Source organism: Psychrobacter sp. TPE 89C, from assembly GCF_055522395.1.
Map to the genome: position 1 here is coordinate 1 of NZ_JBVFXW010000060.1, position 15,023 is coordinate 15,023.

Genomic DNA, 15,023 nt, shown 5'->3' on the forward strand with positions numbered 1-15,023 from the left:
CCTTAATTATAAATATCATAATTGAAAATTATTTAGTGATTTAAAAATCATTTTAACATAACTTTACTAGTAATTTTTTAGTAATCGATTATCGCGAAGTACCTTCCTATTGATAAGTATTGTAGAACAAAAAAATCGTATTATTCCTATTATTCGAAAAAATTAACAGAATTCTATATTGAATCAAAAAATACGTAACTCCCCACTTAGCTGAATCACACATGAGAAGTGTTTTTAGAAATAGAACATACGCTACAGAAGCATATTCACTCAACTCCCAATCCGGTTATTAATACTATTGTATATATGGTGAATCTATCATCATGATGTACAGTCAACCTAATACAATAATAAATTATCTACTTGCTTAAAGTTATGAACGAATAACTCTAGGTAAAATTAAATGACTATAAAACTTTTTAATCATGACACTATAGTCGCTAAAGTCGACAAACTAGTAAGCGATATACTGAACCCGAAATCAGTCATTAGCATTCAACAAATTAGTGAGCAATTGAATATTTATTATCAACCAATGACATCCATCTATGATAATCAACTGGAATACACCAACTCTATAGAATGGTTTATGGTGAGTTGTTGTATTGCCTGTGGTAACTACAATCCCAATGAAGTTTTTTGGAATGAGGATACGACGCAACGTTTTTTAAATGCGTTAGCTTGTTATCGGGATAAATTCAACACTGCAATTACTTACTTCGCTTTCCAAGAGCAGCGCAATAGCCAATCACTTAAAAAATATATTAGTTGCTTTTTAGAAGGGTACGCACGTGTACTTATTGTGAGGGTGGATATCAAAATAAAAGCAGAGCTTACACATCTTGTCGACGTTGAAACCTTTCAAGGTTTCATGAATCAGCTTATGGAAACAATCCAAAGGGATAGGGAGATAGAAAAGAAAAGAAAGGCTGGAAAGGTCACTACTAAAGATAAGGGTTGTTTCGAAGATTTAAGGGGATATGCTTGGGCGATAGAACAAGGAGTTGATAATGGTGGCTTACACTGCCATCTGCTATTGATATATAACGGTGACAAGCGTCAGAAAGACTGGTTCTTAGGTGATGCTGTTGGTAAAAAGTGGGCAAAGATAACGGATGGTCTTGGTTCGTACTATAACTGTAATACGAGCGTGCATAAACGCACGTACGAAAAGCAAGGCACGCTTGGTATTGGCATGATTCATAAAAATAGCCCTTTAGAGGTTAACAATGCCATTAATGCAGCACTGTACTTAACTCGACCTGAAAAATACGAGCAGCGCCTTAAAGCATGGATGCCAAGCATGCGCAGCTTTGGTCGCGGAACTATCCCTAAGGAATAAGTAGTACTTAGCATAGTCCATAGCTAAATAATTTCAGATACATACTACATTCATGAGATCGAGCATTAACGTCCTAATGCTTATCCTTACTCATCATTAAAGGTCTGCCTCGTGCAGGCCTTTTTTTATGTCCATCATTTAAGGAGGAGTCTTTATGAAATTAGTATGTCCACGTTGTCAGTCATTAGCGGTGTATGAGATGGCTGATGGTACTCATGATCGTTTGATCGATGAGCTGTTGTCTTCTACTGCACTGATCAGTCTTGGTGTCAGTCTATGTAAGTCATTCAGAGTGCATCCTGTGATCGGTGTGATTACAGGTACTGCGATTGCAATCGTGATCGAGATGGCTCAATCAAATACCGCTTTACCGATGATGATCAATAAGCAGTATCGCTGTGATGACTGTACTCACGTGTTTACGGCTTTTAATTAATCATCAACCATCAACTTACTTAATCAATCAATCTAAAAGGAATATTCTCATGGCACATTTAATCGAATCAATGGCCTACGTTGGCGAAACACCTTGGCACGGCTTAGGTAATGAGCTTGCACCCAAGCAGCCACTTGAGGTCTGGGCAAAACAAGCGGGTATGGACTGGCGTATAGAGTCATCAGACGTCAGCTACATGGCAAACAATGATAAAGGGCACAACCTGATTCTGCCCTTTGCTGAGCAGAAGGTTTTATACCGTAGTGATAACTTCGAGCCGTTATCGGTGGTCAGTCAACGTTATCAAGAAGTACAGCCTCGTGAGATTCTAGAATTCTATCGTGATCTTACTGAACAGTCTGACTTTGAGCTTGAGACTGCTGGGGTATTAAAGGGAGGGCGCAAGCTATGGGCATTGGCCCGTACAGGCCAGTCAGCAACGCTCAAGGGTAAAGATGTCAGTAATGGCTACTTGCTGCTTGCAACCGCTTGTGACGGCACGTTAGCGACTACCGCTCAATTTACATCCATCCGTGTAGTTTGTAATAACACCTTAGCGATTAGCCTAGCAAACGGTAATGGCGGTGTAGTGAAAGTACCGCATAGCACCTCGTTTGATGCCGATAAGGTCAAGCAGCAATTGGGCGTATCGGTCAAGCAGTGGGAAGAACACAGCTATGAGATGAAGCAGCTCTCTGAGCGCCGAGTCACCCAAGCAGAAGCAGCCAATTATTTGAGCCGTGTGTTCAACGATCAAGACAATGACATCATTCTGTTTAACAGCGCTAAGAAAGAGAAAGATGCGGTGCCTAATGCTAAAGCGATGAATCAGGTCATGAAGATGTTTAACGGTCAAGGTCGCGGTGCCACACTTGATGCCGCCAGTGATACGGCTTATGGTTTGCTATGTAGCATTACTGAGTACGTGGATCATGAACGGCGTGCGATGAATACGGATAATCGTCTCAATTCAGCATGGTTCGGTGCTGGCGCTAAGCTGAAACAGAAAGGGTTAGAGCAATCGCTACTGATGCTTGCCTGATCAGCTACGTTTTATTAAGTTCCACACAATTAACCACGCCTTTGAGCGTGGTTTTTTTATGCCTTTCATTTGATATCAATCAATAATTACTCTACTAAGGAATTCACTATGAACCTAATCGCATTAAACACGGCAACTCAGAAAAGACAGTCTAAGCGTGCCACCGTTAAAGTTAAAATGCCAATAAAGACTAAACATGGTATCGAAGATATACCAAAGACCAAGGGAGAGAACAAACCTACTAAACCATCGGCTAGTTCTGTGACTACGGCCAAACGCCTGGTCAATACCAAATCTTTGAGCCGTGAAGACTGGCTACAGTTTCGCAAGCAAGGCATTGGCAGCTCTGATGCCGCTGCCGCTTGTGGCATCCATCCGTATTTGTCGATGCTTGAGCTATGGATGATCAAGACAGGACGCATGACCTCAGACATCGATGAGAGCATTGAAGGATATTCACCACTCTATTGGGGCAATACGCTTGAGCCGATGGTGGCTAAGTTCTACCAAGAGCATACAGGAAACAAAGTACGCCGCGTCAATGCCATCTTGCAGCATCCTGATCCTGACAAGGCCTTTATGCTGGCTAACCTAGACTATGCCATCACTGGCAATGATGAGGTACAGATTCTAGAGTGTAAGACCGCTGGTGAACATGGAGCTAAGCTGTGGAAGCATGGCGTGCCGTTGTATGTGACGTGCCAAGTACAACACCAATTGGCAGTCACAGGTAAAGCTGCTGCGCATATCTGTGTGCTGCTATGTGGACATGAAGCTAAGATCTATAAGGTTGAGCGTGATGAGCGTTTAATTGAATCTATCATGGAGCATGAGCGTCTATTCTGGCAGTACGTGGAAACAGACACGCCACCAACCCCTGACCACTCAGAATCTGCTGCCCGTGCATTAAAGCAGCTGTACCCAACCCCTAAGCCATCAAGCAAGGTTGATCTAACGGATGATGACGGTGCTAACAAGCTGTTTGAGCAATTGCTAAGCTACCGTAACTATATGCAGGAGCTAGAAGAGCGTCATGACCAAGTGAAGCATCAGCTGCAAACACTGATTGCTGATAATGAAGTGGCTGTGTTTGATAAGGGGGCTATTTCATGGAAGCGCTCGAAAGACAGTGTCGGTCTAGATAGCAAGGCCGTTATCAAAGTGCATCCTGAGCTATTAGCCAAGTTCAGTAAAACCAAGCAAGGCAGCAGACGCTTCGTTGTGCTTAATGATTGAGCTGACGATCACTCAATTATTAAGACAGCAATCAACCAGTCAAAGCTAATGAATCAAAGCAAGCGCATAACCGCCCACCTAAAACAGGTGGGCTTTTTTATGGCTAAACATAATCTATTAAACCCATAAGGAATACCACCATGATTAAAGGTCTAACAATAACTCCACCAGTCTTAGGTCGTATCAGTATTGGACGTGTCATTGTAAAAGATGGCAAGCGCTTACCTGCCAAAGACGATCAATTCACCATCACCAGTCAAGTGCAGAACAAAGACGGCTGGATCAATCATCCACTTGATGCAAAGCTACGCGCAAATAATGACGGTAAGCTCAGACAGATTCCCGTACGCATGTTGTTTAATGATCCGGAGTTAAACCTGCGAGCAGAGTACACGCTGTTCGATAGACAAACAGGTCGTCCACTATGCGTGGGTGATGGTGAGCAATGTCAGCGTCGAACCAATAATGGCGTAGAGCAACTACCATGCCCATCCCCTGATCGCTGTCCACTGGCACAAGGCGGTGCTTGTAAGCCCTATGGCAGACTATACGCAAATCTGAGTGAAGACGATGAGCTGGGTACGTTCATCTTTCGCACCACAGGCTTTAATAGTATCCGTACCTTATCAGCACGCTTAAGCTACTTTGCGGCGGTATCAGGCAACAAGCTGTCATGTTTGCCACTGCAACTCACGCTTAGAGGTAAGAGCACCACGCAAAGCTATCGCACGCCAATTTACTTTGTGGATTTAACGCTGCGTGATGATGTGACACTCAAACAAGCCGTACAAGATGCACAGTCGATAGATGCGGAGCTTAGCGAACATGGCTTTGATCAAGCGGCATTAGAGGCAGCTGCTAAACAAGGCTATGTTAATTCTTGCTTTGGTGTCGATAGTGAAGATGCCATGGAGGTAGTCGAGGAGTTTTATCCCGTAGAGACAGGTGATATTAGCAGTGGTCAGCAGGGTGACTATCAGAATGGGTTAGCGACTCGTGACGTGACTAGTATTGAGCAAGGGCTACGGCAGAGTGTGACGGCTGTAAGTTAGTACAACTGACACGCATATACGGCATAAAAAAGAGCTGAATGAATCAGCTCTTTTTTTATGGCTTCAATTAAGGCTAACCATGGAACTGTATGGGATGCGGTAAAAAAATATAGGACTCGATAAGTATATGAGGGGAAATGCTCTCATTCACTTACAAGGAGAAAATCATGGAAAATTTAAACGCAGCACAGCCAGTAATCGAGCAATGCAATCATATACCACAGCTACTGAATATTAAAGATGTTGGTAACTACACAAATCTTAGTCGTTCGACTATCTATGAGATGATTGATGAAAGCTCTAAACGCTACGATCCAACGTTCCCTAAGAAGATACAGCTTACGAAGGTTAGGGTAGTGTGGGTAGCAAGTGAGATTGCAGAGTGGATCAATACTAAGATAGAGGAACGCTCAGCCTAAACCTGTTAAGCCGTCTCACCTTAAAAGGTAAGGCGGTTTATTTTTTTTGTAATTTTACGATTTTATAGAGTCTCTAGATGGTTTCTAGAGTATCGTGTGTATTTTTTTTCATTCGAGTTTATTAGATAGGTATTGCTAATAAATATGAATAACTGGTTCTAGTTAGTTGTACATAAAAAAGCGATCATTTCTATACCATCAGTTATAGAGCCGATCGACTAATTACTGGTTAATAATATTAATAACGAGTTAACCGCATTTATCACTAGGGAACATTATACAGTCAACAGTGAGTATAGCCTCAGCATCGCCTTGTGCTGCTGCTTCTTTATACCAGTACATTGATTTAGAGTCGTCTCTAGGTACACCAAAACCACCCCCATACATCATGCCAAGCTGGGTTTGAGCTTCAGGATGGCCTTGTTTAGCTGCTTTGAAAAACCATTCAAATGATTTTGTAGGATCAGACTCTAGATTTGCATCTGTAGCAAAAAAATACATCGAGCCAAGCTCGTATTGAGCCTGAGCATCACCCTGTTGAGCTAAGTTTCTAGTAGTCATCCAATCAGCTGACATAGCAGATATTGATAACCCAACTGAAATTGATAAAACCATTATTTTATAAACTATATTGTCCTTCAGGAAACGCATCTGTACCTCTTTTAGTTAAACTATAACTTCATATTCTATTTGATTGCATACTCATGATTGTGATCTATTGAGTTTTATAGTCTGCTAACAATTTTTTCTCTACAACCTTCCAACCTTCAGATACATCACCTGTAACAGTGTACTGATATTTATATCTGGGTGAGTTATTACCAATCCACCCGTTTGTACCATCATTATTATCATGGCTGGAGATAATACTGAAAACTCCATTTTTATAATCAACTTCACTAACAAAACGAGGGTAAATGCCTAAATCACTAAAGAATCTTTCATGACGAATGTCATCTCTACCAAAATCTGTTTCAATTAAGAAGGGGCTTTTATCAGAAAATCTATTAACCAATGTCATGAAAGAGGTATTATCTGCATTCCCTCCCGAACAACCTATATCACCGCTCCAATAAACTAGATAATCTGAATTAAAGTTCTTATTCCTAGAATCTCCTAAGTTCGAAGTGCCTACCAAAAAGACATCATTCACTGTAGTTTTGGCTATCGCATCATTATCGAAAGAGGTTGAGCAAGCAACGCTTGTAGCAAAGTTTTTGACTATACCTAAGATTTGTTCTTTTTCTGAAGTCTTGATTACCATTGCAGATTGGTATGTCTGGTTAGTAGGAACTCTCATATTTTTTACATTGGGGGCAGTAGTGCATGCAGATACAATAGTTGTGATAGTTGTCAAAGCAATGACTTTGTAAAAATTATTCATATATTTTCAGGCTTATAGGTAGATATTTCTATGAATTTAACATGTAATCTATTGTTTGTAAAACTTGCTATATTATTACAGGAAGTAGGTAGCATTGATATTCTGGGTCTAATCAGGTGATAACCGTATTTGATTCTGTATTACCTGCAGAAAGATAAAGCTAGCATAGATATTAGCGACATCAAAAAATCATGTGGAGTTGAAAAGTCTGCTAAGTTTATATGGATTTCTGTGGTGGGTATTCGAGACTTAGAGTAAGAATAAATAACCGTTGATCATTCACTCAATCAAATTTTCGAAGGCGTTAGTATCGAGTATATTATGCTCGATACTACAAATATTCATAAGTTTTTGCTTTATAGTTTTTCTAGCTCATATGCTACTTTGTCAGTGATGAATAAGTTGTTTGAAATCTTGTTTTTAGTGTATTTAAAATTGTTATCGATTATTTTTTCAATATCATATTTGAGCTTTTTATCGCTTGACAAGCGATATGTTCTCTCTTCAATTGTAAGAGTATAGGGAGTATTGATAAAGTTTGAGCTGAGATAGGAGATATAAGTCCGAACTTTCAATGTATAAACATCATCTTCAATTAGGCTCATCTTGTCATATCTTATCTTTTCATCATCTGTGCTAGATAGATTCCAAAGATTAGCAAGATTCCTCATGGCTTCATCTACTGGTTTAGATCTGTCATAAAAACTAATACCATTAGCAAATTCTTTATCACCACCAGCATTACCATACTTGTCCACCAATGTGATATCAATCATTGGTCTTTCAGAAAAGACTTTACCTAGGTCAACTGGTCCGTAGTTAGATGTTACTAGTGTCTTTGGTTGATACTTAAGATAAAAAGTAGCAGCTGACACAGATACTATTATTGAAAAACATAAAACGATTACTTGCCAATTTTTCATTACTATCAATCCGTCATAATTTAAGCATTTATAAGACAAATGTTTTATTATAGCTGAAAGTATATTCTATTTTACTGACTGATAACAAAATGGTTGCTGGTTGACTAATAATTAACACTTAGGAATTTTATGAAAAAACTACTATTATGTTTTTGTTTAGCATTTGGTACGCAGTCTATATTCGCATTCGAGTTGCCTACTGGTTATAGATTACCAACTAAAGTCGATATTGCTGGCGATTGGAAGAGATTTGATGCACCTAATCATCTGAAAGCTGACTTTAATGGTGATGGTATTGAAGATGAAGCTTATATTCTTCCTAAAAAAGATTTAAATACAGGCTACGGTGTATTTGTCTCAATTAACAAGTCAAAGGTTGCCTTACAGCGGGGACATGATTTTCAGATGTTCAGGCTTACAGATAGTGACGATATGTCTCCGCAATCATTTGCTATTGATCTAGCAGAACCTTCTAACAAAATATGGAAATCTGCTTGTGGTAAAGGATATTGGGATTGTGCGATTGGAGAGCCCTCTGCATTCAAGATAAATTACCCATCAATAATGTTCTGCTATATTGAATCTGCTTGTACAATTTATATGTGGGATAGTGATAAATTAACCTTTAAAGAAATACGGTTTAGTGATTAGCACAAACATACAGACGCTATTTTTACCAGAGCATTAGCCAAACTAAATAAAAGTGAGTACGAAACATGTTTAAACTATTGATAGGTACTTTATTATCATTAACAGCGGCTAATGCCGTTGCAGATAATGTTTTTATCTACGAGGATGAAGGTCAAAAATCTGCTAATACATCTGTAGGTAATATTAATATTTATACAGGTCAGGATGGGAAGGTACTACTCTCTAGCGTCAATCCAAATGGCGCGGTCGATAAATTTACTAAAAAAGTAAAAGTAACTTATTATCGTGAAAGCAAGGGTAGCGATTCAAATCAGAAGCAAACTGTCATTTACGGTACAAGTTCAAAATAGTTCTAATTATACAAACTCAGCTTATGCAGCACTCAGGTAGTTAGAATAGTATTATCTATTTTAGTGGTATCTATATGTAGCTACTACAAGGAACCATATAAGCTTTGAATGTAGGGGGTAAAATACAATTTTAATATATTACTGATAATTGATTTTATTATTTATAAAATAGATCTGTTTTACTTTTTAATCATCAATAACTGTTACATATCAATCGGCGATAACTCAGTTATAGCAAAAATTTTAATGACAAGGTAGAACGTAGTAATGAATTGGGACGAATGGATAGCGGAAAATCGCAAGCAAATTGAACATATTGCAGGTTATGAAGAGAACTTTGTCAGAACTATTTTAGCCAAGATACCTGAGATAAGACCAGAGGACGTAACTGCTCAATACCATTTTAAAGACTCAAATGGTGGTAATAGATACATTGACTTTATGATCTCAAATCAATCAAAAGGCTATCAATTACCTATCGAGTTAGATGGCTATTGGAAAGTAAATAACTATCGTGATTTTAACGATATGTTAGAAAGACAGAACGATTTAATGGCTATTTATGGTGTACTGTTAAGGTACACCAATAATAAGATGAATCAAGAGCCAGATAAAATCGTTATCGAGATCCGAAAAACCCTAGAGTTGCAAAGCAAAAATCAGCTTAGTCAAAAAACAGTTGAAAAGCAAAGTCAGCAGCGCGTTAATGAGTACCAACAAGAGCTCAATCAGCTAAAGAACGAGCTTACTAAGCAGAAAGCTACTAATAACCGATCTTCTTCTACGATTACTGGTAGCGAAATTGCTAGTATCCAAGCTGCAATAGCAGAGCTACAAGCCGATATTAACCAGAATAACGCCTCTAATGTACAACATGTTCCAATCGAACCAGTCATCGTAAGTAAATCTAAAGAGCCAACTAAAATAAAAGTTACAGCCAGTCAGATGCTCATAGCAGGTTCTGCGGGGTTAGTGATTGTGGCATTAGGTGCAAACGCGTTCTTTAATAAAAGCAATGATAATGCACCAATAGCATTAGTCAGTGAATCATCATCTTTAGTGTACGATACAGATGATGAGCAAAGTAATATCAATAGTAGTAACGCCATAGCTGACAATGCTCAAGCCTCAATAAAATCTAGTTCCATCAATACAAGCGGGGCAGTCGTTGCCGATCAAGATAGCAATACAAACACACCTTCATTTGAAGACACGCCTGCTGAATCTGTATTTGAAGATATTCCACCACCTACTGCTATCGTCAAAAGAGAAGCTGAAAAAGTTGATGTCTATCAACCACCTCCTAATCAGGCACAGAATAGCCAAAGCTACGAAGCTGTGATCTCTAACACAGTGCCAGCTGCACAAGCCTATAAGTATATTGGTGATTACCGCGTCGTGTGTGGTTATGTTGCTCAGATCAAAGGCTTTAGCAAAGGCAAGTATCTCAATCTAGGTACCTCTTACCCCAATCAAGATGTCACTGTAGTAATTTGGAACTCTGACATGGGTAACTTTGATAACGTAGATCAGTATGAGGGTAGTGATATATGTGTACAAGGTACTGTCAGCTCATATAAAGGTACACCTCAGATTAAACTATCTTCTATGAATCAGTTGAAATAAAAGTATGTGGACGTTTTTTACAGTAATTTTTGTCATGTTTTTCCTTTTTATCTATGAGCTTAGTACTGATGTTCAAGCCAAACAAAATAGAGAGGAAGATGAAAGACTCAAGAAGGTAGCCGAAGAGAACGCTACTATAAAAGCATCCAATGAAGCTGAAAAGCGAAGACTTGCAAGTGAGAGAGCAAAGATCGTTAATAAGACAATAAAAATTTCAGCAAGAGAAAAAGCAAATCAAAACCATCTCACAGCGAGCCAGCTCGTTATCTACTCATCTGTATTTATAACTATTGCTATCGCTATCATTCTATTTTTTAAAAATATCAGTTCAATCTAATTATTGAGGTCACTATGTTTAAAAAACTTACCATCGTTATGAGTATTATGTTGTGTGGCTCTACATTGTCACATGCTGCTGAGCCTAAGATTGAAGCTTTTAAGGCACCGTTTAATGTTGGTAAAACAGTTATGGCTTGTGGCACATTAGCCGAAACTAAGCATTTCTCCAATAGACACTATCTCAACTTAGATAAGAAGTATCCAAATCAGTCATTGACTGTGCTGGTGTGGAATAAAGACTATCGTTGGTTTGAAGAGCGTTTTGGTGAGATAGATGGCTTTGTCGGTAGACGTTTCTGTGCTAGAGGGAAAATTGAAGAATATAAAAATAACATGCAAATGCAGGTGACCAATCCACAGTTTCTGAGATTGATGAATAAGTAATAATCGCATTCATTCCTTTTGCTTATCTCAACTGGCTATATTTTTTTATGCCGCTATATATTCTGCCTTATCAGCGTGTCGTTAAAGCGTCTAATAGCAAGGATTACAGAGTTCACTTCAGTCTGTCTAATTTGCTCTGGAGTAATTAATCTGGCTAACGGTAAGCCAGATCAATCGCCACCACTGGTAGGACGCTGTAGGGTCTCGCCGCATGCTCATCTATATAGTTTTGATCGGATGACGATGAAGGGTTACTTTTTGGGCGTGCCGAATTACTAAGCAGACCAGATGTTGGATAATTGAAAAGGAAAAAGTATGAATCTACAAACATTAAGCCAGATTTTTACCTATAAATTAATGGTTTTAGGCTTGTCAGTAGGGCTGGCAGCACCTGCTATTGCAGCCGACTTCCATACGACGAGTGCAATCGCTAATCAAGGGAATGCATCAGCTCAATTCAACCTTGGTGTGATGTACGACGAAGGTAATGGTGTTGCCCAAGACACTGCTAAAGCATTTGAGTGGTATCAGAAGGCGGCAGAACAAGGCAATGCATCGGCTCAATTTAATATTGGATGGATGTACGAGCATGCTGATGGCGTTAGTCAAGACTCTGTTAAAGCAGTTGAATGGTATAGGAAATCCGCTGATCAAGGGTATGGTGATGGGCAGTATAATCTTGGATGGATGTACCATAACGGTAGAGGCGTTAGACAAGATTATGATCAGGCAATGGATTGGTACTTAAAAGCTGCCTATCAAGGAGATGCCGGAGCTCAAAATAATATCGGTGATATGTACGAAAAAGGTGCTGGCGTTAGTAAGGATGACGTAAAAGCAGCTAAATGGTATTTAAAGGCTGCTAATCAAGGGTATGCTTTAGCTCAAAACAGTCTGGGTTTAATGTACTTTGAGGGCAGAGGTGTTCTTCAGGATAAAAAGCAGTCAAGAGATTGGTATAGTAAAGCTTGTGATAGTGGCGATCAAGCAAGTTGTGATGAGTTATGAATAGTTAGATAAGGAATATTAATAATCGTGAGAATATTAAGATGAAAGATTACTCATAGAGCACTAATTTTAGGCTTTTCGTTAGGATTATCTACATTAGCTTCAGCAGTAGACTTTGCAACAATAGGGACATTAGCGGAGCAAGGAGATATGTCAGCTCAAGAAACTGATAAATTATTTGAGTGGTATAAAAAAGCGGCTGAACAGGGCGATGCCTTAGCTCAATATAAGCTTGGAGAGATGTATGCTGGAGGTGATAGTGTTCCTCAAAGTTATGAGAAAACTTTTGAGTGGATACAAAAAGCAGCTAACCAAGAAATTGTAGCAGCACAGCGTAGACTCGGATGGTTGTACGATACAGGAAGCGGTGTCCAACAAGATGATACCAATGCTGTTAAATGGTACCGAAAAGCTGCTGATAAGGGAGATGCAGAATCTCAGTTTAATCTTGGAATGGCATATAAGTTAGGCAATGGTATTTCTAAAGATAATGACAAAGCGCTTGATTGGTATACGAAGGCAGCAGATCAAGAGTATTCCTTTGCTCAAAATGCTCTTGGAGAAATGTATGAAAATGGTGATGGTATACCACAGGATTATCAGAAAGCAATCGAATGGTATCTAAAAGCAGCTAACCAAATATATGGTTCTAATGATATTAGAAGTGCTGGAATATCATACGCTCAATATAACCTTGGTCAAATGTATGCAAAGGGTGAAGGTGTTCCTAAAGATGTTGTAATCGCACTAAAATGGTTTAAAAAGGGTTGTAATAACGAAGATGAAGATAGCTGTGATCAGTATATTTTATTAAGCAGCTAATAGTATTTAAATCCTATAGTGAGGATGAAGAGTGGACAAGTTCAGTGCGGACGATTCAATAGAGACTAACTTACGCTCAATTTATTTACTAGGAGCGAACACAGCAGCCTACAAGTAAGCTCTTACAAAGAGCTTACTAGATTTGAAGGGCACGAATAGTACATTGACAGAACAAACCAGCGTGTTCAATGGTTGGGTACAGCATCGGAAAAATCACGCAACAACACAATCAACGTTGATAAGCGAGTTATTGGCGTTAGGAAACGTTCAGATGCAGCTCTTAGAGCAGTTGAAGATGTATCAGAGTACAGATAACACCGCCCGATTATCTAAAGATCGATACGACGAAATTAGAGAACGATACAGTGAAGTTAGAGGACGGATTGAGCGAATTAGTGAACGCACAGATCAAAATAGAGCAGTCACAAACGAAAATAACCGGCTCACAGACAGAAATACAGGCGGAATTGACGGAATTAAACAGATTACTGGACAAGTGAGAGAAGCAATAAAAGCCAAAGAGCAAGAACTTGAGCGTGCTAAAGTGCCTACAAGGTCACGATCTCCGAGTATGGGGCGATAGTTGAGGCAGGAAGAAAAAAATTAAGTTTGAGGATTTTAATAATATAGGGTTGTTTATCTAGCTAATAGTGAAAATAAAACGGCCAGTATAGCTTGGCCTACGAATTGCAATATACCCCAAACTATTAAAAATCCTAATATGCCAATAAAGCTATGTGGTTCAACGATACTGAAGGCCATTGTTCCAGTAATAAAAAAGAAAGCGATATATACCAGAAAGAGACCGCAGCCCAATAGTCCATTATCTTGCATATAAATATACCTTTGATTTTTAGTAGGACTTTGTATGTTACTGTTTACATATTAGTAACATTTTAGCAAAAAATATAAAAAGAGATACTAACTATATGATTTTTACTAAACATAAATCAGCAGTGATGATTTTTCCTATTGTATGCTTGTCTGTTTTCCTTACAAGCTGTCAGGAAAAACAAGACTTAAACCGTCAGGAAGTTGCTAAAGCAGAAATACTTGTTGAAGAAATAGAGGGAGATAATGATGCAATTAAAGAACTGCAGGAGTTAGCCAATCAAGGTGATGCTGATGCTCAATACAGACTTGGAGGGATGTACTACCTAGGCGAAGGTGTGCGTCAGGATTATGCTAAGGCGGTTGAGTGGCTTAAAAAATCTTCTAATCAAGGTGATGCTGATGCTCAATACAGTCTTGGCTATATGTATGGCGAAGGCTTAGGCGTAGGTCAGGATTATTCTAAAGCGGCCGAGTGGTTTGAAAAAGCTGCTAACCAAGGTCTGGCTGAGGCGCAGGCTAACCTTGGTAGGATGTATGGAATTGGTGAAGGTGTGAGCCAAGATTATACCAAAGCACTTCATTTTTATACCGAGGCTGCTAACCAAGGTGTGGCTAAGGCACAATACAACCTTGGGGTTCTGTATCAGAATGGGCTAGGCGTTCGTCAAGACCATACGAAAGCAGTTGAGTGGTATCAAAAAGCTGCTAACCAAGGTGTGGCTAAGGCACAATACAACCTTGGGGCTATGTATGGCAATGGCGAAGGTGTGAGTCAAGATTATACCAAAGCAGTTCAGTGGTTTGAAAAAGCTGCTAACCAAGGTCTGGCTGAGGCGCAGTTTAGCCTTGGAATATTTTACGAGGATGGTAAAGGCGTGCGTCAAAACAAGGCTACTGCAAAAGAGTACTTTGGTAAGGCTTGTGATAATGGGCTACAAATTGGTTGTGATAAATATCGGATCTTAAATTAGAGGTAGAGCGTTGAGTGTTAGGCAGGTTTTTTGATTAATAAACCACATTGCGATTTTGATCTTATAAAGGAAAATAGTAAGAATAAAAATCAACTAAAAACCCTGACTGTTCGCATAAAGGTAGATTATGGTAAATGGATTTAGGGGTGGAAAAGCACCGGATCACGTGCTCTGAAATAGACCTGCTATACTGTCAATAACGCA

The 15,023-nt window shown here is 39.2% G+C and carries 19 protein-coding genes; 15 read left to right on the plus strand and 4 right to left on the minus strand.

The window, feature by feature from the left end:
• Window positions 1-403: 403 nt before the first annotated feature.
• From ACZW67_RS12915 to ACZW67_RS12940, 6 genes are all read left to right on the plus strand, one after another.
• A complete protein-coding gene (locus tag ACZW67_RS12915; RefSeq protein WP_465183580.1) occupies window positions 404-1,342 on the plus strand; it encodes a YagK/YfjJ domain-containing protein in 939 nt (312 codons plus the stop codon).
• A 154-nt stretch (window positions 1,343-1,496) separates the two neighbouring features.
• Window positions 1,497-1,778 carry a hypothetical protein gene (locus ACZW67_RS12920; protein WP_465183581.1) on the plus strand — a complete coding sequence of 94 codons (282 nt, stop codon included), beginning with the start codon at window positions 1,497-1,499 and terminating at the stop codon, window positions 1,776-1,778.
• A gap of 49 nt (window positions 1,779-1,827) precedes the next feature.
• Window positions 1,828-2,820 (plus strand): DUF932 domain-containing protein, encoded by a 993-nt coding sequence (locus ACZW67_RS12925; RefSeq protein WP_189580934.1) that lies wholly within the window; start codon window positions 1,828-1,830, stop codon window positions 2,818-2,820.
• Between the two features lie 108 nt (window positions 2,821-2,928).
• Entirely contained in the window at window positions 2,929-4,056 is a 1,128-nt protein-coding gene (locus ACZW67_RS12930; RefSeq protein WP_465183582.1) for a YqaJ viral recombinase family nuclease, read from the plus strand.
• A gap of 140 nt (window positions 4,057-4,196) precedes the next feature.
• Entirely contained in the window at window positions 4,197-5,108 is a 912-nt protein-coding gene (locus ACZW67_RS12935) for a recombination directionality factor (protein WP_465183583.1), read from the plus strand.
• A 167-nt stretch (window positions 5,109-5,275) separates the two neighbouring features.
• Window positions 5,276-5,527, plus strand: coding sequence for a helix-turn-helix transcriptional regulator (locus tag ACZW67_RS12940; RefSeq protein ID WP_465183584.1), 252 nt, complete (start codon window positions 5,276-5,278; stop codon window positions 5,525-5,527).
• A gap of 249 nt (window positions 5,528-5,776) precedes the next feature.
• On the opposite strand, the gene ACZW67_RS12945 is transcribed toward ACZW67_RS12940, so the two are convergent.
• From ACZW67_RS12945 to ACZW67_RS12955, 3 genes are all read right to left on the minus strand, one after another.
• Entirely contained in the window at window positions 5,777-6,178 is a 402-nt protein-coding gene (locus tag ACZW67_RS12945) for a tetratricopeptide repeat protein (protein ID WP_465183585.1), read from the minus strand.
• A gap of 64 nt (window positions 6,179-6,242) precedes the next feature.
• On the minus strand, window positions 6,243-6,911 hold the full coding sequence (locus tag ACZW67_RS12950; RefSeq protein WP_465183586.1) for a hypothetical protein: 669 nt from the start codon (window positions 6,909-6,911) through the stop codon (window positions 6,243-6,245).
• A 356-nt stretch (window positions 6,912-7,267) separates the two neighbouring features.
• Window positions 7,268-7,834 carry a hypothetical protein gene (locus ACZW67_RS12955; protein ID WP_465183587.1) on the minus strand — a complete coding sequence of 189 codons (567 nt, stop codon included), beginning with the start codon at window positions 7,832-7,834 and terminating at the stop codon, window positions 7,268-7,270.
• A gap of 129 nt (window positions 7,835-7,963) precedes the next feature.
• On the opposite strand from ACZW67_RS12955, the gene ACZW67_RS12960 reads away from it, so the two are divergent.
• The 8 genes from ACZW67_RS12960 to ACZW67_RS12995 all read left to right on the plus strand — a co-directional run bounded on the left by ACZW67_RS12960 (window position 7,964) and on the right by ACZW67_RS12995 (window position 13,597).
• Window positions 7,964-8,485 (plus strand): hypothetical protein, encoded by a 522-nt coding sequence (locus tag ACZW67_RS12960; RefSeq protein WP_465183588.1) that lies wholly within the window; start codon window positions 7,964-7,966, stop codon window positions 8,483-8,485.
• A gap of 65 nt (window positions 8,486-8,550) precedes the next feature.
• Window positions 8,551-8,835 carry a hypothetical protein gene (locus tag ACZW67_RS12965; protein ID WP_465183589.1) on the plus strand — a complete coding sequence of 95 codons (285 nt, stop codon included), beginning with the start codon at window positions 8,551-8,553 and terminating at the stop codon, window positions 8,833-8,835.
• A gap of 267 nt (window positions 8,836-9,102) precedes the next feature.
• A complete protein-coding gene (locus ACZW67_RS12970; RefSeq protein ID WP_465183590.1) occupies window positions 9,103-10,461 on the plus strand; it encodes a hypothetical protein in 1,359 nt (452 codons plus the stop codon).
• A gap of 4 nt (window positions 10,462-10,465) precedes the next feature.
• A complete protein-coding gene (locus ACZW67_RS12975) occupies window positions 10,466-10,798 on the plus strand; it encodes a hypothetical protein (RefSeq protein WP_465183591.1) in 333 nt (110 codons plus the stop codon).
• A 14-nt stretch (window positions 10,799-10,812) separates the two neighbouring features.
• Entirely contained in the window at window positions 10,813-11,184 is a 372-nt protein-coding gene (locus tag ACZW67_RS12980) for a hypothetical protein (RefSeq protein WP_465183592.1), read from the plus strand.
• A gap of 315 nt (window positions 11,185-11,499) precedes the next feature.
• Entirely contained in the window at window positions 11,500-12,192 is a 693-nt protein-coding gene (locus tag ACZW67_RS12985; RefSeq protein WP_465183593.1) for a tetratricopeptide repeat protein, read from the plus strand.
• 150 nt (window positions 12,193-12,342) lie between these two features.
• Window positions 12,343-13,014 (plus strand): tetratricopeptide repeat protein, encoded by a 672-nt coding sequence (locus ACZW67_RS12990; RefSeq protein ID WP_465183594.1) that lies wholly within the window; start codon window positions 12,343-12,345, stop codon window positions 13,012-13,014.
• Between the two features lie 163 nt (window positions 13,015-13,177).
• Window positions 13,178-13,597: a hypothetical protein gene (locus tag ACZW67_RS12995; protein ID WP_465183595.1), complete on the plus strand. Its 420-nt coding sequence runs from the start codon at window positions 13,178-13,180 to the stop codon at window positions 13,595-13,597.
• Between the two features lie 53 nt (window positions 13,598-13,650).
• Here ACZW67_RS12995 and ACZW67_RS13000 read toward each other — a convergent pair whose 3' ends face one another.
• The gene (locus ACZW67_RS13000) at window positions 13,651-13,848 is read right to left on the minus strand and encodes a hypothetical protein (protein WP_465183596.1); all 198 of its coding nucleotides are present in this window, start codon (window positions 13,846-13,848) and stop codon (window positions 13,651-13,653) included.
• A gap of 95 nt (window positions 13,849-13,943) precedes the next feature.
• Between ACZW67_RS13000 and ACZW67_RS13005 the strand changes: the two genes are divergently transcribed.
• Window positions 13,944-14,819 (plus strand): tetratricopeptide repeat protein, encoded by an 876-nt coding sequence (locus ACZW67_RS13005; protein ID WP_465183597.1) that lies wholly within the window; start codon window positions 13,944-13,946, stop codon window positions 14,817-14,819.
• Window positions 14,820-15,023: the final 204 nt, after the last annotated feature.

Excerpts from the sequence above, each read along its gene's own strand:
- ACZW67_RS13000 (WP_465183596.1), bottom strand. The coding sequence starts at position 13,848 with ATGCAAGATAATGGACTATTGGGCTGCGGTCTCTTTCTGGTATATATC.
- ACZW67_RS12920 (WP_465183581.1), top strand. The coding sequence starts at position 1,497 with ATGAAATTAGTATGTCCACGTTGTCAGTCATTAGCGGTGTATGAGATG.
- ACZW67_RS12975 (WP_465183591.1), top strand. The coding sequence starts at position 10,466 with ATGTGGACGTTTTTTACAGTAATTTTTGTCATGTTTTTCCTTTTTATC.
- ACZW67_RS12930 (WP_465183582.1), top strand. The coding sequence starts at position 2,929 with ATGAACCTAATCGCATTAAACACGGCAACTCAGAAAAGACAGTCTAAG.
- ACZW67_RS12970 (WP_465183590.1), top strand. The coding sequence starts at position 9,103 with ATGAATTGGGACGAATGGATAGCGGAAAATCGCAAGCAAATTGAACAT.
- ACZW67_RS12935 (WP_465183583.1), top strand. The coding sequence starts at position 4,197 with ATGATTAAAGGTCTAACAATAACTCCACCAGTCTTAGGTCGTATCAGT.
- ACZW67_RS12915 (WP_465183580.1), top strand. The coding sequence starts at position 404 with ATGACTATAAAACTTTTTAATCATGACACTATAGTCGCTAAAGTCGAC.
- ACZW67_RS12940 (WP_465183584.1), top strand. The coding sequence starts at position 5,276 with ATGGAAAATTTAAACGCAGCACAGCCAGTAATCGAGCAATGCAATCAT.
- ACZW67_RS12960 (WP_465183588.1), top strand. The coding sequence starts at position 7,964 with ATGAAAAAACTACTATTATGTTTTTGTTTAGCATTTGGTACGCAGTCT.
- ACZW67_RS12925 (WP_189580934.1), top strand. The coding sequence starts at position 1,828 with ATGGCACATTTAATCGAATCAATGGCCTACGTTGGCGAAACACCTTGG.
- ACZW67_RS12980 (WP_465183592.1), top strand. The coding sequence starts at position 10,813 with ATGTTTAAAAAACTTACCATCGTTATGAGTATTATGTTGTGTGGCTCT.
- ACZW67_RS12950 (WP_465183586.1), bottom strand. The coding sequence starts at position 6,911 with ATGAATAATTTTTACAAAGTCATTGCTTTGACAACTATCACAACTATT.
- ACZW67_RS12945 (WP_465183585.1), bottom strand. The coding sequence starts at position 6,178 with ATGCGTTTCCTGAAGGACAATATAGTTTATAAAATAATGGTTTTATCA.
- ACZW67_RS12990 (WP_465183594.1), top strand. The coding sequence starts at position 12,343 with ATGTCAGCTCAAGAAACTGATAAATTATTTGAGTGGTATAAAAAAGCG.
- ACZW67_RS12985 (WP_465183593.1), top strand. The coding sequence starts at position 11,500 with ATGAATCTACAAACATTAAGCCAGATTTTTACCTATAAATTAATGGTT.
- ACZW67_RS12955 (WP_465183587.1), bottom strand. The coding sequence starts at position 7,834 with ATGAAAAATTGGCAAGTAATCGTTTTATGTTTTTCAATAATAGTATCT.
- ACZW67_RS13005 (WP_465183597.1), top strand. The coding sequence starts at position 13,944 with ATGATTTTTACTAAACATAAATCAGCAGTGATGATTTTTCCTATTGTA.
- ACZW67_RS12965 (WP_465183589.1), top strand. The coding sequence starts at position 8,551 with ATGTTTAAACTATTGATAGGTACTTTATTATCATTAACAGCGGCTAAT.